The organism is Enterobacter cloacae subsp. cloacae ATCC 13047, assembly GCF_000025565.1.
GTDB classification, from domain to species: domain Bacteria; phylum Pseudomonadota; class Gammaproteobacteria; order Enterobacterales; family Enterobacteriaceae; genus Enterobacter; species Enterobacter cloacae.
Genome location: NC_014121.1, coordinates 698,317 through 725,062 on the forward strand (window position 1 = coordinate 698,317; position 26,746 = coordinate 725,062).

The following is a 26,746-nucleotide window of genomic DNA, read 5'->3' on the forward strand; positions in this document are numbered from 1 at the left end:
TAGATGTGAGAAAGCCGCCTTTCGGCGGCTATCTGAAAATGGGGAAAACTACTCCGTGCCGCCTTTAAGAAGGCAGCCACCAGCGGTTTACGGTGAGCACGGCGTGGTTTATGTTCATGCTTTTACCGTATCACGTCCGGCGCAAAAAACAAAAGGGCACGTCATGCTGCAATCTCTCAACCACCTGACCCTCGCGGTCAGCGACCTGCAAAAAAGCGTCACCTTCTGGCACGAGCTGCTGGGGCTTGCGCTGCACGCCCGCTGGAATACCGGGGCCTATCTCACCTGCGGCGATCTGTGGGTCTGCCTGTCGTACGACGAGGCGCGCAGGAACGTGCCGCCGCAGGAGAGCGACTACACCCACTACGCGTTTACCGTGGCGGAAGAAGACTTTGAACCGTTCTCGCACAGGCTGGAGCAGGCGGGCGTCACCGTCTGGAAGCAGAATAAAAGCGAGGGGGAGTCGTTCTATTTTCTCGACCCGGACGGGCACAAGCTGGAGCTGCATGTGGGCAGCCTCGCCGCGCGGCTGGCGGCGTGTCGCGAGAAGCCCTATGCGGGCATGGTGTTTACCTCAGACGGGGCTTGAGGCGCGCGCCTTCAGCCTGCCCGCCAGCGTCACGTGCGTGGCGGCATCTTCCTGATTACACAGGTACTCCACCGCCAGCCGTCCCAGCTCGCTGTAGGGCAGCTGGATACTGGTCAGCGGCGGGGTGAGCTGCTCAGAGATCTTCTGGTCGTCGTAGCCCGCCAGCAGCATGTCCTGCGGGATGCGCACGCCGTTCACCGCCAGCGCCTGATAGCAGCCAATCGCCAGCCAGTCGCTGGCGCAGAAGATGGCGTCCGGTCGCTCGGCCAGTTCCAGCAGCGAAGTGGTGGCGGTAAAGGACTCGCTGAACTGCCAGTTGGTCTGGCGCACCAGGCTGTCGTCGCACGCGAGTCCGGCCTGCTGCAGCGCGGCCTGGTAGCCCGCCAGACGCTGGCGGGAGGCCTCCATCCAGCTCTCACCGGTGATGTGGGCGATGCGCGTCGCCCCGCAGGCGATGAGGTGTTTCGTCACCTGGAAGGCATTGGCGTAGTCGTCCGGGATAAACGACGGCAGCAGCGGCGAGCCGGGGTCGCGCTGGTTGAGCAGCACCAGCGGGATGCGGGTGCAGTCCTGGAAGGCCGTCATGTCCACCAGCGTGGTGACCGGAGAGGCGAGAATAATCCCGATGCAGTTGCGTTTCTCCAGCTGGCGGATGATGTTCAGCGCCAGCTCGATGTCGTCGCCGTAGTCGTAGACGGTGAGCAACGTCTCGTTGCGCCACGCCGCTTCCCGCGCCTGGCTGATGGCGTCGATAAACGGGTCGAAGCTCTGCATGGAGCTCACCAGCAGGGCGATCTCTTCCTGGTTGCGCGGGGCGTGAACGGCGGGGAGGCGGTCGTAGCCGAGCTCAGTGGCCACGTTAATCACCCGCTGGCGGGTGTCGTCGCTGAGCTTGATGTTGCGGGACTGGTTAAGCACCAGCGATACCGTCGCCTGCGACACCCCTGCCGCCCGCGCAATATCGTTCATCGTCACTTTCGTTTTTCGCTTCATCCGTCCTCTCCCTTTCGCGATTTCGCATCATACCCTAACCGCACGCTTTAGCGCCGTCGATCACGTTTCTCATTCATCGAAGCGTGAACTTTGTGAGGGCCGTCGCTTTTCTAAACGCCGTGATTTGCGCATTTATCCCGCAGCTAATATTTATTAGCTAAATATTATCAGTAAGAGGATGCGTAATGAAAGAGCAGTGGAGCAGGGAGCAGGCACAGGCGTGGTATCAGCAAAAAGGCTGGCTGTGCGGGTTTAATTACCTGCCGTCGACGGCGGTGAATTGGACCGATATCTGGCAGGAAGAGACCTTCGATGCCGCCACCATCGAGCGCGAGCTGGGCTGGGCGGCGGAGGCGGGTTATAACACCCTGCGCATTAATCTGCCGTTTATCGTCTGGGAGCACGACCGCGACGGGCTGATGGCGCGCATCGACCGCTTTTTGACGATTGCTGACGGTCGCGGCTTCAGCACCATGCTGACCCTGATGGACGACTGCGGTTTCTCCGGCGACGAGCCGTACCTCGGCCCGCAAAAGCCGCCGGTACCGGGCAAGCACAACAGCCAGGCGGCGGCGAGCCCGGGGCGCGACAAGGTGTGCGATCCCGACTGCTGGGCAAACATTGAACGCTATATCCGCGACGTTGTCCGCCAGTTCCGCGACGATAAGCGCGTGCTGCTGTGGGATCTCTATAACGAGCCGGGCAACCGCGGCATTTTCGCGACCGGCACGCAGGAGGTGCAGTACGACGCGAAGCTGGAGACCTGCGCGCACGAGTTGATGAAGCTGGCGTTCCAGTGGGTGCGTGAAGAAGACCCGACCCAGCCGCTCACCGTCTGCGCGTGGCGTCTGCCGCCGGAAGAGGAGGGCGAGACGTTCTTCCAGCATCCGCTGGACCAGACCGCACTGGCACTCTCGGACGTGGTGAGCTTCCACGCCTACACCCACACTGGCCGTATGACGGCGATTATTCAGCAACTGCAAAAGCTTGGTCGACCGCTGTTCTGCACCGAATGGCTGGCGCGCCACGTGGGTAGCACCATCGAGGAGCAGCTTCCGCTGATGTACGCGGCGAAGGTCGCGCCGTATCAGTGGGGGCTGGTCCGCGGCAAAACCCAGACGTGGCTGCCGTGGCCGGTGGTGATGAAGGAGTCCACGGACTACTGCCGCCTCTGGTTCCACGACGTGTTCGAGGAGAACGGCATTCCGTTCTCACGCCGTGAAATCGCATTAATGCAGCAATTGCGCAAGATCGCCCCGAAAGTCCAGGGCTAATAATATCGACCCGGCGGCCGACCGCCGGGCAACCAGGCAGGCATATAACAATGGCAATGACAATGAAAATACCGTCTCGCGAGTTGTGGTCTTATTTTGGCTATGGTTTAGGTCAGTGTTTTAGCTTTGGTTTAGTGGGTTCGTTTATTAACTATTTTTACACCGACGTGCTGGGGATCTCGGCGCTGGCGGCGAGTACCATCTTCCTGATTGCCCGCGCGTGGGACGCAGTTCACGATCCGCTGTTTGCCAGCATCATGGATACCATTAACAGTCGGTTCGGCAAGTTTCGCCACTTTTTGCTGATTGCGCCGCTGCTGATCACCGGCGTCACGCTGCTGTCGTTCTATAAAATCGAAGCAGACATGACCACCAAAATCCTCTACGCCGGGGTGACGTATATCCTGTGGGGGACGCTGTATGCCATCTCCGATATCCCGTTCTGGTCGATGTCGTCGGTGATGACCAACGACTCCGCCCAGCGCACCCGCGCGGTGACGGCGGCGATGCTCGGGGTGAACGCGGGGATTGCCTGCGCCAACATCTTCTTCCCGAAGCTGGCGGCGTTCTTCGCCCAGTACAGCAATGACAAAGGCTACTTTATGGCGGCGCTGGTGATGATGCTGGTGGGCCTGCCGCTGATGCTTAACGGCTTTATGCAGATCAAGGAGCGCGTGCCGCCGAGCCCGGAAAAGGTGACCATCCGCGACACCTTCCACAACCTGCGCCAGAACAAGCCGCTGTTTATTGTCCTGCTGTCGTTCTTTTTCTGCGTGTTCCACAACGTGGCGGGCGGGCTGTATATCTACTTCTTTATCAATAATCTGGGCGACGGCAGCCTGCAGATGGCGATTGGCGTGATGGGGATTGTGGCGGCGGTGCTGTGCCTGGTCGCCCCGATGCTGACGCGCCGGATGCAGAAGCGGAAGCTGTTTATGATCCTCTGCGGGCTGGACGTGGCGGTGCGCGTGGTGATGTGGTTCATCGGCTATCAGCAGGTGACGATGCTGTTCATTCTGCTCGGCCTGAGCACGCTGTTCGTGATGATGACCAACATCCTCACCTCGTCGATGATTGCCGACACCATCGAGTACGCGGAGTACCACACTCACAAGCGCTGCGCGGCGATCACCTTCTCGGGGCAGACCTTTACCGGCAAGATGTCGGTGGCAGTGGGCGGCGGGTTAATCGGCGTGTTTCTGACGATGATCGGCTACGTGCCGCAGGCGCAACTTCAGAGCGAAGGCGTGCTGTCGGGGCTGTTCTTCGGGATTTGTTTGTTACCGGCGATTGGCTCGTTGATCCGCATGGGCTTTATGTCGCGCTTTACCTTTACCGAGGAGAAGCATGCGGAGATTTGTCGGCTGCTGGCGGAGCGGAACGCGTCTGCGAAAGCGCCGGGTGGCAGCTGCGCCTTACCCGGCCTACAGAAAATTACAGCGAGTTCACAAACGCCAGCAGATCTTCGTTGAGCTGGTCCTGGTGGGTCAGCGCGAAGCCGTGCGGCGCGTTATCGTACACCTTCAGCGTGGCGTTTTTGATCATCTCTGCCGCCAGCTTGCCGGTGCTTTCAAACGGCACGATCTGGTCGTTGCTGCCGTGGATCACCAGCGTCGGCACGTCGATTTTCGCCATATCCGGGCGGAAATCGGTTTCGCCGAACGCGGTCACGCAGTCGATGGTGCCCTTCAGTGACGCCAGCAGGGCGATGTTCAGCGTCTGGGTCAGAGCACCGGCAGAGACGGTCTGCCCGGCATTGATGCCGTAGAACGGGGTGGCGAAGTCGCTGATGAACTGGGCGCGATCTTTACGCAGGCCGTCGCGAATACCGTCGAACACGCTCTGATCCACACCCTGCGGGAAGGTATCTGATTTACCGAAGATCGGCGTGACCGCGCCCAACAGCGCCAGACCGGCCACGCGCGCGCTGCCGTAGTTATTGATGTAGCGGGTCACGTCGCCGCCGCCCATGGAGAAGCCCACCAGCGTCACGTCCTGCAGATCCAGAGTGGTAATCAGGTCGTTGATATCGGACGCAAAGGTGTCGTAGTCGTAGCCGTTCCACGGCTGATCCGAGCGGCCAAAGCCGCGACGGTCAAAGGCGATGGCGCGGAAGCCGCGTTCGGCCAGATAGTTCAGCTGGCTGTCCCACATGTCGCCGTCCAGCGGCCAGCCGTGGCTGAAGAGAACCGGTTTACCCGCGCCGCAGTCTTTGTAGTAAATCTGCGTGCCGTCTTTTGCCTTAAACGTTGCCATAGTGTGTTCCTGTACAGGTGATGGTTATGGTTATACCGGCGCGACCAGGTAGCGAATAGCCGGTGATGTTGTGCCCTGATGAAAAGCCAGAACGCGGCTCTGCAGCAGGAGGTCATTCATGGTGTGGCGCTCCTGCTGGCGCAGATGCTCAATCCAGGAGCCCATCAGGAAGGTCTCGATAAACAGTCCGGGGCGCTCGATATCCTCGTATACCGCCCAGCTCATCGCCCCGGCGCGGCGGCGTACCCGGCGCAGCTCGTGCACCGCCTGCAAAAACGCTTTCGCGTTGTGCGGGTCGATGATGTACTCGTGCGACACCAGCACCGGGCCGCGCTCGTTCGGCAGGTCGATCTCCACGCCGTCCAGCGGCTGGCCGCTGAGGTCGAGATTTAAATCAGGATCTTTCTCCAGCTTCCAGCGGAACACCGTCGCGCTCGCCAGCACCATCCCCAGCGTGGCGACCACCAGCGAGGTCGGGGTGCCAAACTGCGAAGCGATCTGTCCCCAGAGGGCGCTGCCTGCGGTCATCGAGCCGAAGAACACCGTCAGATAAACCGCCAGCGCGCGGGCTTTCACCCAGCGTGCCGCACTGCGCTGCGCGCCGAGATTGAGGGTGGAAAGCACCGCAATCCATGCGAAGCCGGTGAAAAACTCAAACAGGTTCAGCAGCCAGAAGTGGCGTACGAACGCCAGCGCCAGCATGGTGAGGGCAAACGTCAGGCTGGCGGCCACCATCAGGCGGTCGGCGTTCAGCCGCTGGCGCAGCCGCGGCAGCAGGATCGCCCCGGCGATCGCCCCCAGGCCAATGCAGGCCAGCATCACGCCGTAGCCCGCCGGGCCTAAACCCAGCTCGCGGCGCGCCACCAGCGGCAGCAGGGCCCAGCCCGCGCTGCCAAAAACGAAGAAGGCCACCGTGCGCACCAGCACGTTGCGCAGCACCGGCGCGGCGTGCACGTAACGGATGCCAGAGCGCACCGCCGAGAAGAAGTGCTCCGGCGGCAGACGCTGCACTGTCGGTGCGGGACGCCAGCGCCACAGCACCCACGCCACGCCGACCACGGAGAGCGCGTTCAGGGCAAACACCATCCACGGCCCGGCCAGCGACAGCAGAAAACCGCCCAGCGCAGGGCCGATTGCCCGGCTGATGTTCACTCCGAGCGAGTTGAGCGCCACGGCGGCACCCAGCTCCGGCTTGCTCACCAGGTCAGGCACCACCGCCTGGAACGGCGGCGAGCTCATCGCCGCGCCCACGCTCAGCAGAAACGTCGTCACCAGCAGAACCGCAGGTGTGACGTGGCCGGTGAAGGAGAGCACCGCCAGCCCGGCGGCGGCGATGAACACCCACAGCTGGGAGAAGAGCAGGTATTTACGTCGGTCGACAATGTCCGCCATCACCCCGGACGGCAGGGCGAAGAGGAACATCGGCAGGCTGCTGGCCGCCTGTACCAGCGCGATATCCAGCGGATCGGCGCTCAGGCTCAGCATGCTCCAGTTAATACCGACGTCGCTCATCCATGAGCCGACGTTAGAGACCACCGTGGCGATCCACAGCATGCGGAATACCGGCTGGCTCAGCGGCTGCCAGGGCGAAACCGTCGGTGCGGGCGTCGTTTCGACGTGGGCGTCACGAACGTCGTTAACCTGGGTCATGCAAATTTCTCCGTTACCTTACGCTGCAGCCGCCACTGGCCCGGCCCGGTCAGGGCAAGGGTGGTGAAGATAATCAGCAGCAGCCAGCCAAACTGCCCTTCGGCAATCGACCAGTTGGGGTGAACCGCCAGCATCGCCACCAGCAGCACGGCAATAATCGGCAGGCACGCCAGGCGGGTGTAGACGCCCGCAATGATAAACAGCGGGCAGATCACCTCGGCGACAATCGCCGGGATCAGGCTCGCCCAGGGCCCGAAGCCGAACGGATCTTCAATGCGCGTCAGCTCTTCGCTGAAGTGCAGCACCTTCGGCAGGCCGTGCACGTACAGCAACAGCAGGCTGCCGGTCAGGCGCAGGAAAAACAGCCCCAGGTTGACCCGGGGCGGAGCAAAGGTGTTTTTCATCAGAATGCAAAGCAGCTGCAGCCCAGCGCCCCCCAGAATGCGTTATCGTCCGACACCGGTATCTCTGACGTGCGCGCAAAATCATGCTGGTGGCTGTGCACCCCGCACGGGCCGCTGCAGTGGTGGACGGCGTTCATACCCACGCGTGTGGCCTGCGGCGGCGCGCTGCGGTAGTGGCCCGGCACCTTCACCACCGGGGACCACTCGGGCAGAACCGGAATGGCAGGCGGGGCCAGCGGGCCAAAGCTGCCTGCGGCGTAGACGATATCGCCGTTGACCACCGTCAGGACGGATTCGATGCCCTTGATCTCCTCTTCCGGCACGCGGAAGTAGTCTTTGCTCAGCACCGCCAGGTCGGCGAGCTGGCCGACTTTGATCTGCCCCTTCTGGTTTTGTTCGCTGGAGAACCATGCGCTGCCCTGGGTCCAGAGCATCAGGGCGGTGTCGCGATCCAGACGGGCGCTGTGATCGTACATCTGCATCCCGCCGACGGTGCGGCCGGAGACCAGCCAGTAGAGGGCGGTCCACGGGTTGTAGCTCGCCACGCGGGTGGCATCGGTGCCTAAGCCCACCGGTACGCCGGTCTCCAGCATTTTTGCCACCGGTGGCGTATGGCGGGTGGCTTCAATGCCGTAACGCTCGGCAAAGTATTCGCCCTGGAAGGCCATACGGTGCTGCACGGCAATGCCGCCGCCGAGCGCTTTGATGCGGTCGATGTTGGCCTGGGTGACAGTCTCCGCATGGTCGAAGAACCAGTGCAGGCCGTTAAACGGAATATCGCGGTTAACTTTTTCGAACACGTCCAGCATGCGGCTGATGGACTCGTTGTAGGTGGCGTGCAGGCGGAACGGCCAGCGGTGCTCTACCAGATGGCGAACCACGCGCTCCAGCTCATCCTCCATACCCGGCGCGAGGTCAGGGCGTGGTTCGAGAAAATCTTCAAAATCGGCGGCGGAGAAGACCAGCATCTCGCCCGCGCCGTTATGGCGGAAGAAGTCGCTGCCCTGGCCCGGCGTGAGCATGTCGGTCCATTTTTCAAAGTCTTCCAGCTCGTGGCCCGGACGCTGGGTAAAGAGGTTGTAGGCGATGCGGACGGTCATCTGCTTTTTCTCGTGCAGCTCGGCAATCACCTCGTAATCTTCCGGGTAGTTCTGGAAGCCGCCGCCCGCGTCGATGGCGCTGGTCAGCCCCAGACGGTTCAGCTCGCGCATAAACTGGCGGGTGGAGTTAACCTGCTGCTCCAGCGGCAGCTTCGGCCCTTTGGCCAGCGTGGCGTAGAGGATCATGGCGTTCGGACGGGCGATCAGCATCCCGGTCGGGTTGCCGTTGGCGTCGCGCTGGATCTCGCCGCCCGGCGGGTTTGGCGTGTCTTTGGTGTAGCCAACCACCTTCAGCGCGGCGCGGTTGAGCAGGGCGCGGTCGTAGAGGTGCAGGATAAAGACCGGGGTGTCCGGCGCGGCGTCGTTGATTTCGTCCAGGGTTGGCATGCGGCGTTCGGCAAACTGAAACTCGCTCCAGCCGCCCACCACGCGCACCCACTGTGGCGATGGCGTGCGCAGGGCTTGTTCTTGCAGCATCCGCAGGGCATCGGCCAGAGACGGCACGCCTTCCCAGCGCAGCTCGAGGTTGTAGTTCAGCCCGCCGCGAATGAGGTGCAGGTGGGAGTCGTTCAGGCCGGGGATGGCGGTGTGGCCTTTTAAATCCACCAATTTAGTGCCGTCGCAGTGGTGTTGCATCACCTCGGCGACGGTACCCACTTCCAGAAATTTTCCGTCGCGCACGGCGACTGCTTCCGCCACAGGATTCTCGCGATCGACGGTGTGAAACTGGCCGTTAACCAGAATGAGATCGGCTTTTCCAAGGGTAACCATAACTGCTCCTGACTGAGAGGGGAATGGTCAGGATTATGGGAACCGGTTTCGGCAAAGATCCAGTTATACAATAGGATAGGTATACCAAAGTATAACTATACCTAAGGTTAACTATACGAAGAGATAATTACGCACAGGCGCAGAAGGCCGCAGGATGGGGGCGACTTTATCGGCGTGGCACTCACGGCGATTTCACCCTTAACCACTGGAAAATGCTATGACCTCTTCAAAGCTCGAAGTATTAACCCCTGCGAACTGTCAGATTATTTTCATCGACCACCAGCCACAGATGGCGTTTGGCGTGCAGTCTATTGACCGCCAGGTGCTGAAAAACAACACCGTGGCGCTGGCGAAAGCGGCCAAAGTGTTCAACATCCCGACCATCATCACCACCGTAGAGACCGAAAGCTTCTCCGGTAACACCTACCCGGAGCTGCTGGACGTGTTCCCGGGCCAGGACATTCTGGAGCGTACCTCCATGAACTCCTGGGATGACCAGAAGGTGCGCGACGCGCTGAAAGCCAACGGCAAGAAGAAGGTGGTGGTTGCCGGTCTGTGGACCGAAGTGTGCAACAACAGCTTTGCCCTGTGCGCAATGCTGGAAGGTGACTACGAAATTTATATGGTGGCGGACGCGTCCGGCGGTACCACCAAAGAAGCCCACGACTTTGCCATGCAGCGCATGATCCAGGCGGGCGTGATCCCGGTGACCTGGCAGCAGGTGATGCTGGAGTGGCAGCGCGACTGGGCGCGTAAAGAGACCTACACCGCGGTGATGGATATCGTGCGCGAGCACTCCGGCGCGTACGGCATGGGCGTGGATTACGCTTACACCATGGTGCACAAAGCGCCGTCTCGTCAGAAGAGCGAGCACCGTACCTTAGCGCCGGTCCCGGCCCGCTAAGTCCCGGTGGCAGGCTGGTCCCTCATCCGGCCTGCCACTGACTGCTTTCTGGAGTTCTCTATGAGTACAGGGTTGATATCCCTTGCGGCAGGCGTGTTGATCGGCCTGATGTATGCCGCGCTGAAGGTACGCTCCCCCGCGCCGCCCGCGCTGGCGCTGATTGGCCTGCTGGGGATGCTGGCCGGGGAGCAGGCGACGCGCCATCTGTTAGCCCGCGACAGCGTGGTGAGCGTTCCGGCAGTGGTTCACCATCCGGCAGGAGAGTCATCATGAAGGCCTGGATAATTTCGCTGGTGTGCGGCGTGCTGGCTGGGGTAATTTACGCTCTGCTCAACGTCCACTCTCCGGCACCGCCGGTTGTCGCCCTGCTTGGCCTGTTTGGTATGCTGGTGGGCGAACAGCTGATCCCGGTGGGACGTCGCATACTGAATCGCGAACCGCTGACTCTGGCCTGGTTTCGTCACGAGTGTGTGCCGAAAATCAGCGGCACGGCGCCTCCCGCGCCCGTGAAGGAAAACCGCGACGTTTAATGATTTTTTGAGGAATAACAGCATGACGCTGCCGTGGCGCATTGCCATCATTGATGACGAACGTTCTGTCCGCAGCGGGCTGAGTAACCTCCTGGAGTCGGAAGGGTATGCGACCGACACGTTTGATTCGGCAGAGGTGTTTCTGAGCCACCCGTTCGCCCTGTCCGGCGCGGCGCTGGTGATCACCGATATCAAGCTGCGGGGCATGAACGGCCTGGAGCTGTTTGAAAAGCTGCGGCTGTTGGCTGCCCCGCCTCCCCCCGTACTCTTTATCTCCGGTCATGCTGATGAAAATATGCAGCGGTACGCTCTTGATTTGGGCGCCGCTGCATTTTTGCGTAAGCCTATTAACATCGATATTCTGCTGGATCATATTCAGCGGGAGCTGGCCCGCCGACAATAAGGATCGCGGATGAACGAAAACGAGCTGCCTGCATTCTGGCCCGCCCAGGGAAATCTCCATGATGGGCGGGTTTTTGTCCTTAAAGAGGATGTCATTTTTACCGTGCTGGCGCAGGAGGGCGGGATCTCCTGGATGAACGCCCGACATCCCCATTCTGGCGGCTCCTTTATCATTGCCACCGCGGTCAGCGACGAAGAGGAAGAGCGGGCCACCCGGCTGCTCAAAAATGAGTTTGCGTTGCGCGATCACCTTCAGGACAGCTGGGCCATTCGCGCCGTGGCCTCCACCCAGTACCGGGGGCGTTTTGCACTGGTGTACGCGCCATTTTCGTTTGAGCTGCTGGCGCGACGCGCGGGCAGGGCGATCTCGGGGATCGCCCGGTTTATCGAGCTGGCGATCCAGATCTGCACGCCGCTGCGTCAGATGCACCTGCAGAACCTGATCCACGGCGATATCAAGCCCGGCAATATCTTTGTTCATCACGATTCAACCTGCCGTCTGGGCAGCTTTGGCCTCTCATGCAGTATCTCCGGGGCCTTTTCCCAGACCCGGCTGGCCGTCTCTGGCGGTACGCCCGCCTATATGTCCCCGGAGCACACCACCCGCACACAGCGGGCCGTCGATTGCCGCAGCGATCTCTACAGTCTCGGCATTGTGCTTTATGAGCTCCTGACCGGACGCCTGCCGTTTGAGCTGGGCGAGAACGAGCAGACCAACTGGGCGCATTACCACATTGCGTCTGAGCCGCTCTCTCCCGCCGTGTTGCGTCCGGATGTGCCCGACATGCTGTCGACCATCATCCTCAAGCTGCTGGAGAAGCAACCCGATAACCGCTACCAGACCGTCGACGGGCTGATTGCCGATCTTCGACGCTGTCAGGCGACGTTAACCTCCGAAGGCGAGATCGTCGCCTTTACGCCAGGCCAGCAGGACCGGACGCCGGCGATCCATCTGGCGGACTCCCTGTTTGCGGCGCATCCGCAGGCAAACGACGTCATCGCCGCGTTTGAGCGGGTGGGGCAAAACATTGTGCCGGAGCTGGTGACGATCGGCGGGCCGTCGGGGATCGGTAAATCCTCGATTATCGCCACGGCGTTAAAAACGTTGCAACAGCGCAGGGTGCTGCTGGCGGTGGGCAAGGTCGATCAGTTTTCGCCGACGTTACCCTACGGCGTATTAAGCTCGGCGTTTCGCACCCTGACGCTGCACCTGCTCGGGCTGCCTGCGGAAGAGGTGGCGAAGTGGAAAATCCGCCTCGCGCGCGCCCTGGAAGGATATGAAGAGCTGGCTGTCAGCCTGGTGCCCGAGCTGGGGTTGCTGCTGGAGAGTAAACCTCGCTTCTCGGCAGATACATTTTCCATTGATGCCCGGGCCCGCTTCAGCCATATGGTGCTGGCGCTGGTTAAAACCTTTGCCTCGCAGGGCTGTCCGCTGGTCTTGCTGCTTGACGATCTGCAGTGGAGCGACGCCGCCAGCCTGCAAACGTTGAAGCACCTGCTGGCGACCTGCGGTGCCATTCCGCTATTGCTGGTGGTGGCGCACCGGGACATCGCCTCGTTATCCGATCCCGCGCTACAGCAGCAGCTCGCGAGCCTGCCGGCGTCGGCGCAACACGCCATCGAGATTATCCCGCAGCCGCTGACGGTGAAGGCGGTAGCACGCTGGCTGGGCACGCTGTTTCGCGTGCGCAGCGCCACAACAACCGACCTCGCCACGCTTATCCACGAGAAAACCGGCGGCAACCCGCTGTTCGTGCATGAGTTTTTCCGCCGCATTGTTGATGACGGGCTGGTGGTGCATAACAAGTATCAGGACAAATGGCAGTACGATCTGCAGGCGATCCGCGCCCGGCATTACACCGAAAATGTCGTCACCCTGGTGCTGGAAAAGCTCGAAGAGATGCCCGACGAGACGCGTCGTCTGCTGGGCAGCATTGCCTGTCTTGGCGGCACGGGCGAGCTGGAGATGCTGTGCCGCGTGGTCGGGATGTCGGTGGCGGAAATCCGTTATGCGCTCCACCCGGCGGTGATGGCGCAACTGATTGTGTTGACGGAAAAAGCGTATGCCTTTACCCACGACAGGGTGCAGGAGGCAGCCTTCGCGCTGCTGGATCAGCGTGAGAGGAGCCACCTGCACCTGACCACCGCCAGCCTGCTGGCCGAGGCCGCGCGTCAGGCGGCGGGGAACGAACTGCTGTTCCGCGCCGTGCATCACGTGACGGCCGCGCTGGACAGCATTCAGCCTGCGCCGCAGCGCCAGATGTTCCGCGAGCTCAGCCTGCTGGCCGCACGGCGGGCGAAGCGCACCGGCGATTATCATTCGGCCCTGAGCTACATTCAGACCTCCAGAGCGCTGGGCAATGCCGGGACGGTGTCTGACTTTATGCTCGACATCGAAGAGGCGGGCTGTGAATTTGCGCTCGGCCACCTGGAGCGAACCCGCGAGCTCTGTGACGCGATCCTCGGCTGCCCCGGCGGGCTGACTGAAAAAGCGCTGGCGGCTAACCTGCTGGTGGAAGTCTACATTCGCCAGTCCGACAGCCGTCTGGCGCTGGAGGCGGCGCTGTGCTGGCTGGGGATTTTTGGTATCCAGATCAGCCACTACCCGGAAGACAGTGAGTGCGACGAAGCCTGGAAACACTTCTGCAACCGAGTGGGTGACGCGCCGCAACAGCAATTTGTCCAGCTCTCGCAAATGGACAACCCGCAAACCGAAGCGGTGATGAACCTGCTGTATAGCGCCAGCATTTGCGCCAGTTTTATCTGTCCGCGCCTGCACTTTTTGCTGCTTTGTCGCATGATGCACCTGACCCTCGACCACGGTATCACCGGCGCCTCCACCACGGCGATGGCCTGGTTTGGGGTGTTGATTGGCCAACGCTACGCCGAGTATCGCCTTGGTTTCCAGTACGGCACGCTGGCCCGCGAGCTGGTAAACCGTCACGGCTACGATGCCTTTGAAGCCAAAACCCTGCTGCCGCTCGATCAGCTCAGCGTCTGGACCCAGCCGCTGTCGTTCACCATCGAGTGCGCTAAGGCCTGCTTTACCGCCGCCGTCACTCACGGTGATATGACGGTGGCCTGCTTTGCGGCCTGCCATCAGGTGATCAACTTCCTCTCGCGGGGCGATCATCTGGACGGGGTGCTGACCAGCATCGATCGCGGTCTGGCCTTTGTCCGTAAAACCCACTTCCAGGACATCGAAACGATTTTGATGCTCCAGCGCGGCTACGTTGAGTTTCTGCGTACGCCGGTCATCGGCACCTGGAGCGCCGCGCAGGTACTCCCTGAAGCGATGCTGCCAGCGGCGCCTGAGCAGGCCCCGGAGCAGACCTCGACCATGCTGTTCTGGTACTGGCTGTACCGTGGGATGGCGCACTTTACCTGCGGGGAGTATGCCGCCGCGCAGGCGGAGCTGGAGCAGGCGGGCTGGTTCGCGTGGTCTGCGCCTGGCCACATTCACCTGCTGGATTACCATCTCTACAGCGCCCTGTCGCTTTCCAGACAGCTGACGCCGGAGACCTTCTCGGCGAATCACCGTCGCAGCATTCACGCCCACTACGACAAAATCGCCCTCTGGGCGCGGATTAATCCGGGCACGTTTGCCGACAAAGAGGCGCTGATTTACGCCGAAATCGTGCGTCTGGACGGGATGAACAGCATTGCGCTTGAGCAGTATGAGAAAGCGGTGCGCCTCTCGCGGGAGGGCGGTTTTAATCCGCTGAACGCGCTGGCCCACGAGCTGGCAGGGCGCTTTGCCCTTGCCTGCGGCTATCCGACCGCCTCGGACGCCCACTTCCGCGGGGCGATCGCCGCCTGGGGCCGCGCCGGTGCACAGGCAAAAGCGCGCCAGCTTGAGCAGGATTTCCCGCATCTTCTGAGCTCCGCCCAGGCCAGCGCGTACGACACGGTGGCTTTCGCGCAGAATGAAGTGATTCGCGATCTGCAAAGCGTGATCAAGGCGTCACGCGCGCTGTCTGAAGAAATTAACCTTGAGCGGTTGATCGAAAACCTGATGACGCTGCTGCTTGAACGGGCCGGGGCGCAGCGCGGTCTGCTGCTGCGCGTGAGCGACAACCATATCCCGGAGATCGAGGCCAGCGCGTGGACCAGTACCGACGGCGTGCGGGTGCGGATCCTGAAAGAGGTCCCGATGGCGACCGATATGCCGCTGTCGGTGCTGGCGGCGGTGATCCGCACCGGACAGGAGATCCGCACCGGCAAGCCGGAAGAGTTCCACCCCTTCAGTCAGGATCCTTATCTCGTGACCTCGGGGGCGGCCGTGATGTGCGTCCCGATGTTCAAACAGGCGCGTCTGGTGGGCGTGCTCTACCTGGAAAATCGCCTGATGCCGGAGGTCTTTACCGCCGAGCACTCCCGCGTGGTGAGCCTGCTGGGGGCGCAGGCGGCGGTCTCGCTGGAGACGGCGCGCCTGTATGCCGAGCTGCTGGCGGAAAACATCCAGCGTCGTCGCGTGGAGAAAGAGCTGCGATCCAGCCAGACCTCGCTGATGCTGGGCGAGCAGATCAGCCACACCGGCAGCTGGCGCTGGGAGCTGGAGCAGGATCTGATGTTTATCTCCGAAGAGTACGCCCGTATCCTCGGCCTGCCTGAACAGCAAAAGAAGATCTCCATGGCGGAGTTTTTGACCTTTGTGCATCAGGATGATTACGCCCGGATCAGTACCATCGTCACCCAAAGCGTACGCGAAGGGCTCTCCATGCGGGCGGAGTTCCGCATTAACCGTACCGATGGCTCAACCCGCTATATTCTCGGGATTGGCGATCCGGTGGGCGTGGGCAGCGAGGTGAACGAGTATTACGGCATCATCACCGACATTACCAGCCAGCGGGCGGCGGAAGATGCGATGCGGGTGGCGCAGGCGGATCTGGCGCGCGTTTCCCGGGCGACCACCGTTGGGCAATTGACCTCTTCCATTGCCCATGAGATCAACCAGCCGCTGATGTCGATCGTCTCCAACGCCGGGGCGAGCCTGCGCTGGCTCAACCGGGAGCCAGCCCGGCTGGATAAAGTGCGTGAAGGGCTGGAGGAGATCGCCGCTGAAGGGGCGCGGGCGGGGGAGATCATCCGCAGCATTCAGTCCCTGACGCGCAAGCAGGATCCGACCTTCTCACGCATCGATCTGCACTACCTGGTCCACCATATCATCGCGCTGTCGCGCAGCGAGCTTGAGCAGCGACACATTAGCGTCGATTACCTTTTGCAGGCGCATGACAGCTTTATCACCGGCGACAGCGTGCAGATCCAGCAGGTACTGCTCAACCTGGTGATGAATGCGGTAGAGGCGATGGCCGAGGTGAAAGATCGCTCTTGCACCATCACCATCAGCACCAGCAATGCAGAAGGGAGAGTGCTGGTGGAGATAGCCGATACCGGCAGCGGCATAGAGCCTGAGCGGCTGGAGAAGATTTTTGACTCGTTCTATTCCACCAAAGCGCAGGGCATGGGGATGGGGCTGACCATCAGCGCCAGCATCATTGAGCGGCACTGCGGGAAACTGAGCGCGCGCCGCCGGGAGCCGCACGGCACCGTCTTTGCCTTTACGCTGCCGCTTGCGGCACAGGAAGGGTAACGGCTATTCCGTTGGCAGACTTTTGCTCAGGCGTTCCACGACCCTGACCAGCTCTGCCACGGAGCGCACCTGCATCTTCTCCATCACGCGGCGGCGATGGACTTTCACCGTGATTTCGCTCACCCCAAGCTCGGCGGCGATCTGCTTGTTCAGCAGGCCGCTTATCGCCAGCTGGAGCACTTCATGTTCGCGCGGGGTAAGAGACATATGGCGCTGCTTCAGGGCGTAGTGCTCTTTGTTACGCACGGCGTTGTTTTCCGCCAGCCGGAGTGCGGATTCAATGGCGTCGATAAGCGCGGCGGATTCAACCGGTTTGGTCAGAAACTCATAGGCCCCGCCTTTGATGGCGCGAACCGACATCGGGATGGTGCCGTGGCCGGTGAGGAAAATAATCGGGATCTCACGCCCGCTGTCCCTGAGGGCATCAGCCACCTCAAAACCGGAGATGGTGGGCATTTGCATATCGAGGATCACGCACGAAGGCAGATCCTCGAAGCGGTGCTGAAGAAATGCTTCTGCCGATGAAAAGCCGATAGCGTTCAGGTCTGCCGATTCCAGTAGCCCGGTCACGGACTGCCTGACGGCGTCATCGTCATCAACCACATACACAATGTGTTCCATTCACCGCCCCGGTGCTGATTTAAATGTCGAGGATGCAAACCGTCCCTTCGGTTACGTAAGAGACTGTTTATGCTGACTTTCATCTTAACACATTAAATATCATTATCATTTAACAATATGATAACCATATGAAGTATAGCGAGCCGGAGCAGGGGCGGTGAAGGAACGAAACGCTGTTTTTATGCACCGACAAGCTCAATGCGATTGCCGTCCGGGTCCGCGATTACCGCTTCATAGAAGCCGTCCCCGGTCATACGCGGGGCGCTAAGCAGCGTGCCGTTTGCCCTGGCCTGTGCCGCCATGCTGTCCACCTGTGCTTTTCCGCCGACGTTGATGGCGATATGCGCCCAGCCGATAAATTCAGGGTGGGCAGGCGCGTCGGGCAGGTCCGGAATGGTCATCAGCTCAATCGTCGGCCCCTCGTCCAGGGTAATAAAATGGGATTCAAAACCCGGACGATTTTTACTGACGTAGCGCGCGTTGCTGCGGCCATTAAACACCGTTTCCCAGAACTGAACCTGGACCTTAAGGCTGCGGGTCCAGAGTGCGACATGTGCAATATTCATTGTAACCCTCGTTGTTTGTGTTGCGCGGTTATGCAACATTATGCGCATTGATACTCGATTAGAATTTTTAAAGGACTTTCAATGCTCGATTATGCAGCTTTTCCTGAACAGCGACAAGCGCGGATCCGCCAGATCCTTCAGAAGAGCGGAAGGGTGGTCTGTACCGAGCTGGCGAGCCAGATGAACGTATCCGAGCACACTATTCGCCGTGATTTACATGAACTTAGCAAAGAGGGCTATTGCAAAAAGGTCTACGGCGGCGCGGTGCTTCAGCTTCCGGATGCGGGTAATTTTTTAAGCCGCGAGCAGAAAATAAGTGCAGAAAAGCACACAATCGCGCAGAAAGCAGCAACGCTGGTTCAGGCGGGCGGGTGCATTTTTATCGACGCGGGGACAACAAACCTGGCGCTGGCGAAAGCCCTCCCGGCGGATCTCAACGTCACGGTGGTGACCAACTCACCGGCCATCGCCACGGAACTGCTGCGCCATCCCCTGTGCGAGGTGATCATCACCGGCGGGCAGATCCAGCGGGCATCCGGCGGGTCGGTGGGCGCCACGGCCGCGGGTCAGATCCAGGGCATTATCTTCGATCAGGCCTTTATTGGCGGCTGCGCGATGGATCCGCAGATGGGACTCACCGGCTTTGACTTTGCCGACTGCGAATTCAAAAAGGCGGTTATCGCCCAGAGCAACCAGACCATCGTGGCTCTGACGGCAGACAAACTTCCCGGCGTGGCGCGCTTTGTGGTGGCGACGTGCCAGGACATTGATGTGCTGGTGGTAGAAGAGGCGCTGGAACAGGGCGTTGTCGACGCGTTTGCGGCCCAGGACATTCGCATTGTGTGCGCCTGAGGACTTTCACGGGTAAAACAGGCTACACTCTGGTTTTAAGCGCTAAATGCTGAGGACATAACAATGCACTACACACTGAAAGACGGCGATAAGGATAAAGCGGAAGGGACACAGAGCGCACTGCAGCAGAAGCTGCTGGAATCCCGCTCGATTGTTATCTCCGGTGAAATCAACCAGGCGCTGGCAGAGAAAGTCATCACCCAGCTGATCCTGCTGCAAAGCGTGAGCAACGATCCGATCAAACTGTACATCAACAGCCAGGGCGGTCACGTGGAAGCCGGTGATACCATTCACGACTTCATCAAGTTCATCCGCCCGGATGTACACGTGATCGGTACCGGCTGGGTGGCAAGCGCCGGGATCACCATCTTCCTGGCGGCGAAAAAAGAGCATCGCTACTCGCTGCCAAACACCCGCTTTATGATCCACCAGCCGCTGGGCGGCGTGCGCGGTCAGGCGACGGATATTGAGATTGAAGCGCGCGAGATCATCCGCATGCTGGACCGGGTAAACAAACTGATCGCCGACGCCACCGGCCAGCCGCTGGAAAAAGTGAAAAAAGACACCGACCGCAACTTCTGGATGTCTCCGGCCGAAGCGCTGGATTACGGCATTGTGGGTAAACTGATTACCCATTATGACGATCTGAAGCTGGATTAAGTTTTTAACGCCGTGTACGTGTCGGGTGGCGGCTACGCCTTACCCGACCTACGCGTGCTGGTTTGACCCATGACAAGTTCCCCCTCTGCCTTCTTGCCTATAATCGCGCCTGTTTCCCCTCTCACTGGTGCTATCCATGGCGTATCAACTGAACCTGAACTGGCCGGAATTTCTTGAGAAATACTGGCAAAAAAAACCCGTTGTGCTGAAAAATGCCTTCCCGAATTTTGTCGACCCGATTACCCCGGACGAGCTGGCTGGCCTGGCGATGGAGCCGGAGGTCGATAGCCGTCTGGTGAGCCATTTCAACGGCAAATGGCAGGCCAGCAATGGTCCGTTTGAGCACTTTGACGGCCTGGGTGAAACCGGCTGGTCGCTGCTGGCGCAGGCGGTGAACCACTGGCACATGCCGGCGGCGGAGCTGGTGCGCCCGTTCCGCGTGCTGCCGGACTGGCGTCTGGATGATCTCATGATCTCCTTCTCCGTGCCGGGCGGCGGCGTGGGCCCGCATATCGATCAGTACGATGTCTTTATCATTCAGGGGATGGGCAGCCGTCGCTGGCGCGTGGGTGACAAGCTGCCGATGCGTCAGTTCTGCCCACATCCGGCGCTGCTGCACGTGGATCCGTTTGAACCGATCATCGACGAAGATCTGGCGCCCGGCGATATTCTCTACATTCCACCAGGATTCCCGCACGACGGCTTCACTCATGAAACCGCGCTGAACTACTCAGTGGGTTTCCGGGGGCCAAACGGCCGCGATCTGATCAGCAGCTTTGCCGATTACGCGCTGGAAAACGATCTGGGCGGGGAGCATTACAGCGATCCGGATCTGACCTGCCGCGAACACCCTGGGCGCATTGAGCAGTACGAGCTCGATCGCATTCGCCAGATGATGATCGACATGATCGGTAAGCCGGATGATTTCACAAAATGGTTCGGCAGCTTTGTCTCCACGCCGCGTCACGAGCTGGATATCGCCGCCGCCGAGCCGCCGTATGCGCCCGAGGAGGTGCTGGACGCGCTGCAGGGCGGCGAGAGATTGTCTCGCCTGAGCGGCCTGCGCGTGCTGAATATCAACGGCAGTTTCTTTATCAACAGCGAACAGCTCGAGACAGTCGACGCGAAGGCGGCGGACGCGCTGTGCCGCTACACTGAGCTGGGCCAGGCCGAGCTGGGCGATGCGCTGAACAACCCGGCGTTTGTCGAGGAGCTCACCGGGCTGATTAACCAGGGGTACTGGTACTTCGACGAGTAGTGCGGCCTGTTGCCCGGTGGCGCTGCGCTTACCGGGCCTACAACGGCGGTTTTCTCCCTCTCCCTGTGGGAGAGGGCCGGGGTGAGGGCATCAGGCCGCACTAGCCCTCCTCCATCGCAATCACAATCGCTTCACCCATCTTCTTCAATGCCTCGCGATTCTTATCCGTCGGCGGTAATGCCACGTTAATCCGCAGGCAGTTGCGGTACTTCCCGGAGGCGGAAAACAGCGACCCGGCCGCCGCCTGGATCTTCAACCGGCACAGCTGCTTGCTGACGCACACCATGTCGACCTTCTCCGGTAGCTCCACCCACAGCAAAAAACTGCCCTGCGGGCGCGTCACGCATATGTCTGCCGGAAAATATTGCCGTACCCAGCAGGTATAGGTTTCCATATTCTGCTGATAAATCTGGCGCATACGGCGCACGTGGCGATGATAATGGCCGTCGCGGATAAACGCCGCCACCGCCATCTGCGTGCCCGGCACGTTAAACCCGCCCGCGGCGTATTTCATGTGCATCACCCGGTCGTAGTAGCGTCCCGGCACAATCCAGCCGACGCGTAACCCTGGCGCCACGGTTTTGGTAAACGAGCTGCAGAGGATCACGCGGCCATCAATATCCATGGAGTGAATGGTCCGCGGGCGCGGGTATTCCGCCGCCAGCTCGCCGTAGATATCATCCTCGACGATCACGATATCGTGCCGCTGGGCCAGGGCCAGCACCTGCTTCTTACGCGACTCCGGCATGATAAACCCAAGCGGATTATTGCAGTTGGGCACCAGGATGACTGCTTTGATGGGCCACTGCTCCAGCGCCAGCTCTAAAGCCTCAATGCTGATCCCGGTTTGCGAATCGGTCGGAATTTCTATCGCCTTGATGTCAAACCCGCGCAGCATCTGCATGGTGCCGTGGAACGACGGCGACTCGACCGCCACAATGTCTCCTGGTTTACAGACCGACAGCAGGGCGATGGAGAGCGCGCCGTGGCAGCCGTTGGTGATCACAATTTCGTTCGCCGCCACGGTGGAGCCCCCGTCCAGCATCAGCCGGGCGATCTGCTCGCGCAGCTCAAGGCGCCCGTCGAGTACGTCATAGCTCAGCATTTCGGCGGGGTTGTGCTGTGCGATGCGGCTCATCTCACGCCACAGGGGCTTCAGGCTCGGCTGGTTAACGTCTGGCGAACCGCCGCCAAAGGAGATCATCTCTTTGTCGGCGCGGGCATCCAGCAGCATCATCACCTCATCCCACTGGGTGACGTCCACCGGGCGCTGCACCGGGCGCGTCATGGCCGGCATCGGCGGCTGGGCCTTGCGCTTAGACACAAAATAGCCGGAACGCGGCTGGGGAGTGATGAGCTGCAGGTTTTCGAGGATCTGATAGGCCTGCTGTATGGTGCTGATGCTCACGCCATGCTCCTGGCTCAGCGCGCGTACCGACGGCAGACGTTCACCGCTGCGATACAGCCCTTGTTCAATGCGTTCTGCCAGTAGATTGGCCAGATGTTGGTAGCGCGTCATGCTGTATCCTTTGTTGTCACCATACAGATTACAAAACCAGTACAGATTGCCGCAAAAAACGGCATGCAGATACCGTTTTAGCGGATCTGTATGTTAAACAAAAGTTGTTTTTGAGTCTGTATTGCTAAAGCCGTTTTCCACGATCATAGCCCCACTGACACGGTGAGGAGAGCATCATGGAATTCTATGAGAATCGTTCAAAACGTCCGTTTATTGTCTTCGTCTGGATCGGCAAAACGATCTGCAACTGGTATCGCATCAACCGTACCCGCCGCATTCTGAGCCAGATGAGCGATGAGCAGCTCAAGGACGTTGGATTGTCGCGGTATGATGTGTGAGACACGTCGCCGCCGGGTGGCGGCTGCGCCTTACCCGGCCTACTCGATCCCGTAGGCCCGGTAAGCGTAGCGCCACCGGGCGATGTTTAGCTCAACAGCGCAAGCGTCTGCCGCTTCGGTCTTTCCAGCAAATCCACCGCCTCCTGATATGACCGCACGTTGTTATAGCCCATCACCAGCCCGTAACGTTTGCCCGACCCGCGATACCACTCTGAAAGGGCATTCACCTGCAGCTGCTGCGCTTGCCAGCAGCACGCCACCTCCCGATCGTTGCTGCCTTTCGCCAGAAACGCCACGATATGCATTCCGCCGTCGTTCTGCTCGGTGAAAAACAGATCGCCATATACCTCACGCAGGGCGGCAATCATCCACTCCCGGCGGGTCTGGTACAGCGCGCGCATCTTCTTAAGATGACGGAAAAAATGGCCCTCGTTGAGAAAGGTGGTGAGGATTTTTTGCGTCAATACCGGCTGGCCGCTGGCGACGATGTCCGCGCAGTCGGTAAATGCCTCAACCGTGCTGGCGGGCATCACGATGTAGCCCATGCGCAAGGAGGGCATAATGGTTTTACTGAAAGTGCCCATAAAGATCACCCGATCATGGCGATCGAGGCTTTTCAGCGACGGCAGCACCTTGCGGGTATAGTGAAATTCTCCGTCGTAATCATCTTCAATAATCCACGCCCCGTTCTGGCTCGCCCAGTCGAGAAGCTGCTGTTTACGCGGCAGAGAGAGCGTTACCGCCAGGGGGCTCTGGTGAGAGGGCGTCACGATAGCAAAACGGGCGTCGCGGTGATGGTGCAACAGGTACTCCGTGTCGATGCCGCATCGATCGACCGGCACGGTGTGCAGACGTGGCACAATCCGCTTAAGCAGCTGCTGGCCCATAAAATAGCCCGGATCTTCAAACACCACTTTGTCGCTGCGGCTGGCGAGCGTATCGAGGATCAGGCGCAGACTGCCGCTGTAGCCGCTGGTGATCAACACCTGTTCGGCGGTACACGAGAGCCCGCGGGAGATATTCAGATAGCGGGCGATAGCCTGGCGCAGGGGATACCAGCCCAGCACCGGCGGGTTGAGCATCTCTTCCGGGCGCATCGAGCGCGTCGCCTGGCCTGCCAGCAGTAACCATTTTTTATAGGGGAAGCTGTCGAGGGAGGGAATGCCGGGGCGCAGAAAACCCGCTCGTTCACGCTGGCTGATAAGCGATGCCGGGAGTGTACCGGTGGTGTGATCCGCTGGAGCCGGCGTCGCGGGCAGCAAGAGATCGGGATTGACCCGCGTGCCGCGCGCGCCCTGGCTCATCAGGTACCCTTCGCCGATTAAAATAGCATACGCCGTTTCGACGGTTTTGCGCGCCACCTTGAGCTCTTCGGCCAGTACGCGAATGGCGGGCACCTTATCGCCAGGCTTCAGCACGCCGCGCGTAATGTTGTCGCGATAGCGGGTGTAAATGTCGTGATAGCCCGGCTTCATGTCCTACCTCATTTTATGGTTTTTGTATCTTTTTACTATGTCATGACCCGCGTAGATTGTCCTCATCGCATGACACATACCGTGTAAATAAGAGGAAAGACAATGAGCACTCGCGTAAACCACCATAAAGTCACTCCAGCCCTTGCCAACGCGCTGTCCGCCCTGAGCATGGAAGTGGCGAAAACCTCCATCGACCCGGCGCTGAAGCACCTGATCGACATTCGCGTTTCCCAGCTGAACGGTTGTACCTTCTGTCTGGATATGCACTCCAAAGAGGCCAAAATTGCCGGGGAGCGCGAACTGCGCCTTTACCACCTGGCGGCCTGGCGCGAATCTCCGCTGTTCAGCGCTCGCGAGAAAGCGGCGCTGGCCTTCGCCGAAGCGTTGACCCAGATTGGCGTTCACGGGGTGAGCGACGCGCTGTACCGCAGCGTGGCGGAACACTTTTCTGACGTGGAGATTTCAGAGCTGAACTTTGCCATCGTGGCGATCAACGCCTGGAACCGTTTAGGCATTACCTCGCGCATGGCCCCCGGCTCGCTGGACGCAGCTTACGGACTGAACAAGGCTAACCTGGAATAATCCCGCGCTCGCGGATCATCGCCACCAGCGCCCGCAACCCCGGCGGGACGTGGCGATGGCCTGGATAGTAAAGACGCAGCCCGGCAAACGGCTGCGTCCAGTCGTTTAACACGCTCAGCAGTTCCCCGCTTTTCAGCTCGTCACGGATATAGAGTTCCGGTAAAAAGCCAATCCCCAGCCCTGCTTTGACCGCGCGGATCGAGGCAAAAAGATCGGATGTCGCAAAACGCGGCGGCACGGCCAGCGCATACTGGACTCCCCGACGGGCCAGCTCCCAGCGGTAGATCCCACCGTGGGCCATGCGCATCCCGATCCCCTGATGCAACAGCAGATCCTCCGGCGTTTGCGGGACACCGTGGCGGGCAAAATAGTCCGGTGTGGCGGTCACGAGCTGGCGGATCTCTCCGGTCAGCGGTACGGCGATCATATCCTGCGGCACCGCCTCTTCAAGGCGGATCCCGGCGTCGTAGCCTTCGGCGACGATATCGATCATTCGCGCCTCGCTCACCGTTTCCACGCGCATTTTCGGGTAGCGGATCATAAAGTCGATCAGCAGCTGGTCCAGAAACAGGGAGCCAATATTGTTCGGCACGTTCAGGCGCAGGGTGCCTGCGGGTTCGCCGGTGTCGCTGTGGATCTCTTCCCCGGCCTGACGAATTTCCTGCAGCGCCGGACCGATGCGCGCCACATAACGCTGCCCGGCGTCGGTGAGCGCCACGCTGCGGGTAGTGCGGTTAAAAAGACGCGTCTCGAGGCGGCTCTCCAGCCCGGCGATGGCGTTACTCACCGCCGTGGCAGACATGCCCAGCTCCTGGGCGGCACCGCGAAAGCTGCCGCGTCGTACCACCGCCATCACCACTTCCAGCTCTGTCAAACCTGAACGATGCATAGATTATCCTGAAAATCGAAACAACCCTTGCAGCATAGCGTGGATTATCGCAACGGAGTAGTCGTGCCAGACTGTGTCCACACAGCCTGAGGAGGTTTATATGCACCACATCGAACAGATTTTTATCAACGGCGAATTTGTTACCCCGCACGGCACCGAGCGTTTTGATTTATACAACCCGGCGACGGCACAGGTCATAGGGCAGGTGCGTCTGGCAGATGAGGTCGACGCTGAACGCGCCATTGCGGCCGCCAAAGTGGCGTTTCCGGCGTGGTCGCAAACCACAAAACAGGAACGGATTGCTGCGTTAACACGTATGCATGCCGCTGTTGCCGCCCGTCATGACGAACTGCTGGAGGCGATAATCGAAGAGTACGGCGCACCGGCCGCACGTTCGGCGTGGATGGCCAGTTATCCGACCGATGTCATAGCCCAGGCGATTGAGGCCCTGGAGGCGTTTGAATTCGCATTTTCAGCGGGGGCGGCATCGGTGCAGATGACGCCGCTAGGCGTAGCGGGTCTGATCACGCCGTGGAACAGCGATGCGGGGTTTATCTGCGGCAAACTGGCGGCGGCGCTCGCGGCGGGCTGCACGGCGGTGATCAAACCCAGCGAAATGAGTGCTCTGCAAACGCAGATCATCACCGAGGCGCTGCGTGATGCCGCATTGCCAGCGGGCGTGTTTAATATCATCACCGGGCGCGGCGAGACGGTGGGGGAGACCATTAGCCGCCACCCGGACGTGGCGAAAATCTCGTTTACGGGGTCGACGAATACCGGCAAAGCGATCCTGCATAACGCGGCGGAGGGTTTTAAGCGCGTCACGCTGGAGTTAGGCGGTAAATCGCCGACGATTTTGCTGGATGATGTCGATCTTGCACGGGCGATCCCGCTGGTGATTCAGGCCGGGTTTATGAACAGCGGGCAGGCGTGCGTGGCCGGCACGCGTATTCTGGTGCCGCAGTCGCGCAAGGCCGAGATGGAAACCGCCCTGGCGCAGGCGGTGACGGCGGTGAAATCCGGCGACCCGCGCGAAAGCGCGACAGAGATTGGCCCGATGGTCAGCGAAAAGCAGTGGCTGCGGGTGCAGGGATATATTCGCAAAGGGCTCGACGAAGGCGCGCGACTGCTGGCGGGCGGCGAAGGGCGACCGGACGGGACGCGGGACGGCTGGTTTGTGCGCCCGACGCTGTTTACTGATGTGAACAACCAGATGACCATCGCGCGTGAGGAAATTTTTGGCCCGGTGCTGTGCATTATTCCTTATCAGGACGAGGCGGAGGCTGTCGCGATTGCCAACGATACCGAGTACGGCCTGAGCGCGATGGTGCTGGGGCGTGACACCGGGCGTGCGCGTCGCGTGGCGCAGCAGATTGTTTCCGGGCGCGTGCTGGTAAACACCCTCGCGCATGAGCCAAAAGCCCCGTTTGGCGGGTTTAAACACTCCGGCGTGGGACGCGAGATGGGCGAATGGGGAATTGGGGCGTTTATGGAGCCGAAGTCGATTGTGGGTTAAACCC

The 26,746-nt window shown here is 60.5% G+C and carries 24 protein-coding genes; 14 read left to right on the forward strand and 10 right to left on the reverse strand.

Going from position 1 to position 26,746, the window contains the following annotated elements:
- Positions 1 to 163 precede the first annotated feature (163 nt).
- Positions 164 to 589, forward strand: coding sequence for a FosA/FosA2 family fosfomycin resistance glutathione transferase (gene fosA, locus ECL_RS03385; protein WP_044158900.1), 426 nt, complete (start codon positions 164 to 166; stop codon positions 587 to 589).
- On the opposite strand, the gene ECL_RS03390 is transcribed toward fosA, so the two are convergent.
- Positions 575 to 1,582 (reverse strand): LacI family DNA-binding transcriptional regulator, encoded by a 1,008-nt coding sequence (locus ECL_RS03390; RefSeq protein WP_013095404.1) that lies wholly within the window; start codon positions 1,580 to 1,582, stop codon positions 575 to 577. The genes fosA and ECL_RS03390 overlap by 15 nt on opposite strands.
- A 185-nt stretch (positions 1,583 to 1,767) precedes the next feature.
- Here ECL_RS03390 and ECL_RS03395 point away from each other — a divergent pair, with 185 nt between their 5' ends.
- Both ECL_RS03395 and ECL_RS03400 read left to right on the forward strand, forming a co-directional pair.
- Complete coding sequence (locus tag ECL_RS03395) at positions 1,768 to 2,856, forward strand: cellulase family glycosylhydrolase (protein ID WP_013095405.1); 1,089 nt, start codon at positions 1,768 to 1,770, stop codon at positions 2,854 to 2,856.
- A 50-nt stretch (positions 2,857 to 2,906) separates the two neighbouring features.
- Positions 2,907 to 4,328, forward strand: coding sequence for an MFS transporter (locus ECL_RS03400; RefSeq protein ID WP_013095406.1), 1,422 nt, complete (start codon positions 2,907 to 2,909; stop codon positions 4,326 to 4,328).
- Here ECL_RS03400 and ECL_RS03405 read toward each other — a convergent pair.
- Genes ECL_RS03405 through ECL_RS03420 form a run of 4 tightly spaced genes read right to left on the reverse strand, consistent with a single transcriptional unit; the run spans position 4,291 to position 9,037 of the window.
- Positions 4,291 to 5,112, reverse strand: a complete 822-nt coding sequence (locus ECL_RS03405; RefSeq protein WP_013095407.1) for an alpha/beta fold hydrolase — start codon at positions 5,110 to 5,112, stop codon at positions 4,291 to 4,293. The genes ECL_RS03400 and ECL_RS03405 overlap by 38 nt on opposite strands.
- A 30-nt stretch (positions 5,113 to 5,142) precedes the next feature.
- Complete coding sequence (locus ECL_RS03410) at positions 5,143 to 6,762, reverse strand: MFS transporter (protein WP_013095408.1); 1,620 nt, start codon at positions 6,760 to 6,762, stop codon at positions 5,143 to 5,145.
- A complete protein-coding gene (locus tag ECL_RS03415; protein WP_013095409.1) occupies positions 6,759 to 7,166 on the reverse strand; it encodes a DoxX family protein in 408 nt (135 codons plus the stop codon). Before ECL_RS03415 ends, ECL_RS03410 begins: the two co-directional genes overlap by 4 nt.
- On the reverse strand, positions 7,166 to 9,037 hold the full coding sequence (locus ECL_RS03420) for an amidohydrolase (protein ID WP_013095410.1): 1,872 nt from the start codon (positions 9,035 to 9,037) through the stop codon (positions 7,166 to 7,168). The genes ECL_RS03415 and ECL_RS03420 overlap by 1 nt, the downstream gene beginning before the upstream one ends.
- A gap of 217 nt (positions 9,038 to 9,254) precedes the next feature.
- Between ECL_RS03420 and ECL_RS03425 the strand changes: the two genes are divergently transcribed.
- From ECL_RS03425 to ECL_RS03445, 5 genes are read left to right on the forward strand one after another with little or no spacing between them, the layout of a single operon-like run.
- Positions 9,255 to 9,941 carry a hydrolase gene (locus ECL_RS03425; protein WP_013095411.1) on the forward strand — a complete coding sequence of 229 codons (687 nt, stop codon included), beginning with the start codon at positions 9,255 to 9,257 and terminating at the stop codon, positions 9,939 to 9,941.
- 60 nt (positions 9,942 to 10,001) lie between these two features.
- A complete protein-coding gene (locus tag ECL_RS03430) occupies positions 10,002 to 10,214 on the forward strand; it encodes a DUF1427 family protein (RefSeq protein ID WP_013095412.1) in 213 nt (70 codons plus the stop codon).
- Positions 10,211 to 10,471, forward strand: a complete 261-nt coding sequence (locus ECL_RS03435) for a XapX domain-containing protein (RefSeq protein WP_013095413.1) — start codon at positions 10,211 to 10,213, stop codon at positions 10,469 to 10,471. The genes ECL_RS03430 and ECL_RS03435 overlap by 4 nt, the downstream gene beginning before the upstream one ends.
- Positions 10,472 to 10,493: 22 nt before the next feature.
- A complete protein-coding gene (locus tag ECL_RS03440; protein WP_013095414.1) occupies positions 10,494 to 10,874 on the forward strand; it encodes a response regulator transcription factor in 381 nt (126 codons plus the stop codon).
- A gap of 9 nt (positions 10,875 to 10,883) precedes the next feature.
- Positions 10,884 to 16,466 carry a trifunctional serine/threonine-protein kinase/ATP-binding protein/sensor histidine kinase gene (locus ECL_RS03445; protein WP_013095415.1) on the forward strand — a complete coding sequence of 1,861 codons (5,583 nt, stop codon included), beginning with the start codon at positions 10,884 to 10,886 and terminating at the stop codon, positions 16,464 to 16,466.
- 3 nt (positions 16,467 to 16,469) lie between these two features.
- Here the strand turns inward: ECL_RS03445 and ECL_RS03450 are convergent, their stop codons facing one another.
- Positions 16,470 to 17,087 carry a response regulator transcription factor gene (locus ECL_RS03450; RefSeq protein WP_023620669.1) on the reverse strand — a complete coding sequence of 206 codons (618 nt, stop codon included), beginning with the start codon at positions 17,085 to 17,087 and terminating at the stop codon, positions 16,470 to 16,472.
- A gap of 179 nt (positions 17,088 to 17,266) precedes the next feature.
- Positions 17,267 to 17,653: a glyoxalase/bleomycin resistance/extradiol dioxygenase family protein gene (locus ECL_RS03455; protein ID WP_013095417.1), complete on the reverse strand. Its 387-nt coding sequence runs from the start codon at positions 17,651 to 17,653 to the stop codon at positions 17,267 to 17,269.
- A gap of 81 nt (positions 17,654 to 17,734) precedes the next feature.
- Between ECL_RS03455 and ECL_RS03460 the strand changes: the two genes are divergently transcribed.
- The 3 genes from ECL_RS03460 (at position 17,735) to ECL_RS03470 (ending at position 20,423) form a co-directional block, all read left to right on the forward strand.
- The gene (locus tag ECL_RS03460) at positions 17,735 to 18,505 is read left to right on the forward strand and encodes a DeoR/GlpR family DNA-binding transcription regulator (protein WP_013095418.1); all 771 of its coding nucleotides are present in this window, start codon (positions 17,735 to 17,737) and stop codon (positions 18,503 to 18,505) included.
- A 63-nt stretch (positions 18,506 to 18,568) separates the two neighbouring features.
- Positions 18,569 to 19,165, forward strand: coding sequence for an ATP-dependent Clp protease proteolytic subunit (locus tag ECL_RS03465; protein WP_013095419.1), 597 nt, complete (start codon positions 18,569 to 18,571; stop codon positions 19,163 to 19,165).
- Between the two features lie 136 nt (positions 19,166 to 19,301).
- Positions 19,302 to 20,423: a ribosomal protein uL16 3-hydroxylase gene (locus tag ECL_RS03470; protein WP_013095420.1), complete on the forward strand. Its 1,122-nt coding sequence runs from the start codon at positions 19,302 to 19,304 to the stop codon at positions 20,421 to 20,423.
- Positions 20,424 to 20,523: 100 nt separating this feature from the next.
- On the opposite strand, the gene ECL_RS03475 is transcribed toward ECL_RS03470, so the two are convergent.
- Positions 20,524 to 21,942: an aminotransferase-like domain-containing protein gene (locus tag ECL_RS03475; protein WP_013095421.1), complete on the reverse strand. Its 1,419-nt coding sequence runs from the start codon at positions 21,940 to 21,942 to the stop codon at positions 20,524 to 20,526.
- Between the two features lie 176 nt (positions 21,943 to 22,118).
- Here ECL_RS03475 and ECL_RS03480 point away from each other — a divergent pair, with 176 nt between their 5' ends.
- On the forward strand, positions 22,119 to 22,280 hold the full coding sequence (locus ECL_RS03480) for a DUF1127 domain-containing protein (RefSeq protein ID WP_013095422.1): 162 nt from the start codon (positions 22,119 to 22,121) through the stop codon (positions 22,278 to 22,280).
- 86 nt (positions 22,281 to 22,366) lie between these two features.
- Here the strand turns inward: ECL_RS03480 and pdxR are convergent, their stop codons facing one another.
- A complete protein-coding gene (gene pdxR, locus ECL_RS03485; protein ID WP_013095423.1) occupies positions 22,367 to 23,755 on the reverse strand; it encodes a MocR-like pyridoxine biosynthesis transcription factor PdxR in 1,389 nt (462 codons plus the stop codon).
- A 102-nt stretch (positions 23,756 to 23,857) separates the two neighbouring features.
- Here pdxR and ECL_RS03490 point away from each other — a divergent pair, with 102 nt between their 5' ends.
- Entirely contained in the window at positions 23,858 to 24,337 is a 480-nt protein-coding gene (locus ECL_RS03490; protein ID WP_013095424.1) for a carboxymuconolactone decarboxylase family protein, read from the forward strand.
- Here ECL_RS03490 and ECL_RS03495 read toward each other — a convergent pair.
- Positions 24,324 to 25,226, reverse strand: coding sequence for a LysR family transcriptional regulator (locus ECL_RS03495; protein ID WP_013095425.1), 903 nt, complete (start codon positions 25,224 to 25,226; stop codon positions 24,324 to 24,326). The two genes, ECL_RS03490 and ECL_RS03495, sit on opposite strands and share 14 nt — an antisense overlap.
- A gap of 100 nt (positions 25,227 to 25,326) precedes the next feature.
- Here ECL_RS03495 and ECL_RS03500 point away from each other — a divergent pair, with 100 nt between their 5' ends.
- A complete protein-coding gene (locus ECL_RS03500; protein ID WP_013095426.1) occupies positions 25,327 to 26,742 on the forward strand; it encodes an aldehyde dehydrogenase family protein in 1,416 nt (471 codons plus the stop codon).
- Positions 26,743 to 26,746 lie beyond the last annotated feature (4 nt).

What these genes read in the sequence shown, in the direction of transcription:
- ECL_RS03390 (WP_013095404.1), bottom strand. Translation starts at nt 1,582, where the DNA reads ATGAAGCGAAAAACGAAAGTGACGATGAACGATATTGCGCGGGCGGCA.
- ECL_RS03475 (WP_013095421.1), bottom strand. Translation starts at nt 21,942, where the DNA reads ATGACGCGCTACCAACATCTGGCCAATCTACTGGCAGAACGCATTGAA.
- ECL_RS03470 (WP_013095420.1), top strand. Translation starts at nt 19,302, where the DNA reads ATGGCGTATCAACTGAACCTGAACTGGCCGGAATTTCTTGAGAAATAC.
- ECL_RS03395 (WP_013095405.1), top strand. Translation starts at nt 1,768, where the DNA reads ATGAAAGAGCAGTGGAGCAGGGAGCAGGCACAGGCGTGGTATCAGCAA.
- ECL_RS03460 (WP_013095418.1), top strand. Translation starts at nt 17,735, where the DNA reads ATGCTCGATTATGCAGCTTTTCCTGAACAGCGACAAGCGCGGATCCGC.
- ECL_RS03440 (WP_013095414.1), top strand. Translation starts at nt 10,494, where the DNA reads ATGACGCTGCCGTGGCGCATTGCCATCATTGATGACGAACGTTCTGTC.
- ECL_RS03425 (WP_013095411.1), top strand. Translation starts at nt 9,255, where the DNA reads ATGACCTCTTCAAAGCTCGAAGTATTAACCCCTGCGAACTGTCAGATT.
- ECL_RS03465 (WP_013095419.1), top strand. Translation starts at nt 18,569, where the DNA reads ATGCACTACACACTGAAAGACGGCGATAAGGATAAAGCGGAAGGGACA.
- ECL_RS03415 (WP_013095409.1), bottom strand. Translation starts at nt 7,166, where the DNA reads ATGAAAAACACCTTTGCTCCGCCCCGGGTCAACCTGGGGCTGTTTTTC.
- ECL_RS03405 (WP_013095407.1), bottom strand. Translation starts at nt 5,112, where the DNA reads ATGGCAACGTTTAAGGCAAAAGACGGCACGCAGATTTACTACAAAGAC.
- fosA (WP_044158900.1), top strand. Translation starts at nt 164, where the DNA reads ATGCTGCAATCTCTCAACCACCTGACCCTCGCGGTCAGCGACCTGCAA.
- pdxR (WP_013095423.1), bottom strand. Translation starts at nt 23,755, where the DNA reads ATGAAGCCGGGCTATCACGACATTTACACCCGCTATCGCGACAACATT.
- ECL_RS03400 (WP_013095406.1), top strand. Translation starts at nt 2,907, where the DNA reads ATGGCAATGACAATGAAAATACCGTCTCGCGAGTTGTGGTCTTATTTT.
- ECL_RS03435 (WP_013095413.1), top strand. Translation starts at nt 10,211, where the DNA reads ATGAAGGCCTGGATAATTTCGCTGGTGTGCGGCGTGCTGGCTGGGGTA.
- ECL_RS03420 (WP_013095410.1), bottom strand. Translation starts at nt 9,037, where the DNA reads ATGGTTACCCTTGGAAAAGCCGATCTCATTCTGGTTAACGGCCAGTTT.
- ECL_RS03480 (WP_013095422.1), top strand. Translation starts at nt 22,119, where the DNA reads ATGGAATTCTATGAGAATCGTTCAAAACGTCCGTTTATTGTCTTCGTC.
- ECL_RS03500 (WP_013095426.1), top strand. Translation starts at nt 25,327, where the DNA reads ATGCACCACATCGAACAGATTTTTATCAACGGCGAATTTGTTACCCCG.
- ECL_RS03455 (WP_013095417.1), bottom strand. Translation starts at nt 17,653, where the DNA reads ATGAATATTGCACATGTCGCACTCTGGACCCGCAGCCTTAAGGTCCAG.
- ECL_RS03490 (WP_013095424.1), top strand. Translation starts at nt 23,858, where the DNA reads ATGAGCACTCGCGTAAACCACCATAAAGTCACTCCAGCCCTTGCCAAC.
- ECL_RS03445 (WP_013095415.1), top strand. Translation starts at nt 10,884, where the DNA reads ATGAACGAAAACGAGCTGCCTGCATTCTGGCCCGCCCAGGGAAATCTC.
- ECL_RS03450 (WP_023620669.1), bottom strand. Translation starts at nt 17,087, where the DNA reads ATGGAACACATTGTGTATGTGGTTGATGACGATGACGCCGTCAGGCAG.
- ECL_RS03410 (WP_013095408.1), bottom strand. Translation starts at nt 6,762, where the DNA reads ATGACCCAGGTTAACGACGTTCGTGACGCCCACGTCGAAACGACGCCC.
- ECL_RS03430 (WP_013095412.1), top strand. Translation starts at nt 10,002, where the DNA reads ATGAGTACAGGGTTGATATCCCTTGCGGCAGGCGTGTTGATCGGCCTG.
- ECL_RS03495 (WP_013095425.1), bottom strand. Translation starts at nt 25,226, where the DNA reads ATGCATCGTTCAGGTTTGACAGAGCTGGAAGTGGTGATGGCGGTGGTA.